Below are 2,078 nucleotides of genomic sequence, written 5' to 3'. Positions count from 1 at the left end.
CTCGGCGGCCGACCAGATCGAGATCACGCTGCACTCGCCGGGCGGGCACACGTCGCGCCCGCACCTGACCGCCGACCTGGTCTACGGGCTGGGCACGCTGATCACCGGGCTGCCCGGTGTGCTGTCCCGCCGCATCGACCCGCGCAACGCGACCGTCCTGGTGTGGGGTGCGGTCAACGCCGGGGTGGCCGCCAACGCCATCCCGCAGTCCGGGGTGCTGGGCGGCACCGTGCGCACCGCGAGCCGGCAGACCTGGGTCGGCCTGGAGGACATCATCCGCGAGACGGTGTCGGCGCTGCTGGCGCCGCTCGGCATCGAACACACGCTGCAATACCGGAGGGGTGTGCCGCCGGTGGTCAACGAGGACGTCTCGACGCGCATCCTCACCCACGCGATCGAGGCCATCGGCCCCGACGCGCTGGCCGATACCCGCCAGTCGGGTGGGGGCGAGGACTTCTCCTGGTACCTCGAGGAGATTCCCGGTGCGATGGCGCGCCTGGGCGTCTGGCCGGGGCAGGGACCGCAGCTGGATCTGCACCAGCCGACGTTCGACCTCGACGAGCGGGCCCTGGCGATCGGGCTGCGGGTGATGGTCAACATCGTCGAGCAGTCGGCCGCGTTCGCGCTGCTGCCCTAGCGCGTCGCCCGCATGACGTGCTCGGCGATGTGCGCGTAACTTCGCAACGTGACGTCCGCCGCGTCGCTCATGATGTTGTAGCCATGGTCGACGCCGGCGACCTCGTAGTACTCCGCCAATGCCCCGACGGCGTCGAGCTTTTCGGCGTAGCTGCGGGCCTCGTCGCGAAGTCGATCGTGTTCGGCCGTCACGACCAGCGCGGGCGCGATACCGGCGATCCCGTCGGCGTTGTCGCCCCACGCGGGGGAGGCCAGGCGGTCGCGCCGCTGCGCGGCTTCGGGCACGTAGGCGGTGTCGAAGACCTCACCCATCCACGGCTTCAGGACGGCGCGGCCGCCCAGGCTGGACGGCTTGTCGCGGGCGGGCGTCACCAGGTCGAGCGGGGCGTAGTGCAGGACCTGCAGCGCGATGCGGGGGCCGCCGTTCTCCAGCGCCAGCCGTGCTGCCGCGGCACTGAGGTTGCCGCCCGCGCTTTGGCCCCCGACGCACAGCCGGCCGCCGTCCCAATCGCGGCCGGGGTCGGCCGCCCAGCGGACGACGTCGTAGACCTGGTGTGGCGCCGCCGGGAAGCGGTGCCGCGGCGCCAGCACGTAGTCGGGATTGATCACCACCACGCCTGCGTTGGCGGCCAGGTACCGGCACCAGGGATCGTCCTGTTCGGGGTGCCCGACCACGAAGCCCCCGCCGTGCACGTTGACGTAGACCGCCTGGTTCGCCGTGCCGGCCGGCGGGTGGTAGACGGTTGCCGGTACGGGGCCGTGCCGGGCGGGGATGGTGACCTCGGTGGTCCGGCCGCGGAATTCGGGGAATCGCACGGCGGCCTTGGGGGCCGGGTTCACGACGGCGGCGAAAGTGCGGGCCAGTGCGTCGGCGACGACTGGTCTGGAGAGAATCGACACGGGCCCTAGGAGCCCGTTCCCGGGCCGATGTTGTGGGCCGGTCTGGTGCGCAGGTTGTGCACGTAATCGCTTGGGGCTCCGGCGATTTCGGCGGCGTCAGCCATCACGCCCAGGTATCGCGCCGAGGGCAGGCCGCCCTCCCAGGCGTCGAGCACGTACAGCCAGGCCAGCACGGGGTCGGTGCTGGTGTCCGACGAGATGCGTTCCACCCGGCAGCGGATCTTCTTGTGGACGCCGAACTCCGAGCCCTCCCACCGGTCGAGGTTGTTCTCGTCGGCCGGGGTCATGTCGTAGAGGACGACGAACACCTTGGAGGTCGGGTCTTCGACCACCGTGGCCAGCGCGCCTTCCCAGCCGATGTCCTCGCCGCCGAACGTCAGGCGCCAGCCGTGCAGCCAGCCGGTTCCGGCCATCGGGGAATGGGGTGCCCGCTTGAGCATCTGCTCAGGATCCATGTTCGACCCGTAGGCGGCGTAGAGCGGCACGGGGAAATCTTAGACGTCACCCGCACGAGCGGTCTTCTCCCAAGCGTTTCGCCGCGC

The 2,078-nt window shown here is 71.1% G+C and carries 3 protein-coding genes; 1 reads left to right on the top strand and 2 read right to left on the bottom strand.

What is annotated here, in order from left to right:
* The coding region (locus A9X05_RS02365; RefSeq protein WP_156736212.1) for a M20/M25/M40 family metallo-hydrolase at positions 1 to 637 on the top strand (637 nt) is incomplete at its 5' end.
* Here the strand turns inward: A9X05_RS02365 and A9X05_RS02360 are convergent.
* Positions 634 to 1,452 carry an alpha/beta hydrolase gene (locus A9X05_RS02360; RefSeq protein WP_067778980.1) on the bottom strand — a complete coding sequence of 273 codons (819 nt, stop codon included), beginning with the start codon at positions 1,450 to 1,452 and terminating at the stop codon, positions 634 to 636. The genes A9X05_RS02365 and A9X05_RS02360 overlap by 4 nt on opposite strands.
* 89 nt (positions 1,453 to 1,541) lie before the next feature.
* Positions 1,542 to 2,021: a gamma-glutamylcyclotransferase gene (locus A9X05_RS02355; RefSeq protein WP_067757370.1), complete on the bottom strand. Its 480-nt coding sequence runs from the start codon at positions 2,019 to 2,021 to the stop codon at positions 1,542 to 1,544.
* Positions 2,022 to 2,078: the final 57 nt, after the last annotated feature.

The sequence above is a fragment of the Mycobacterium sp. E3298 genome (genome assembly GCF_001666895.1).
Lineage (GTDB): Bacteria > Actinomycetota > Actinomycetes > Mycobacteriales > Mycobacteriaceae > Mycobacterium.
This window is presented reverse-complemented; position numbering and strand designations above follow the sequence as displayed.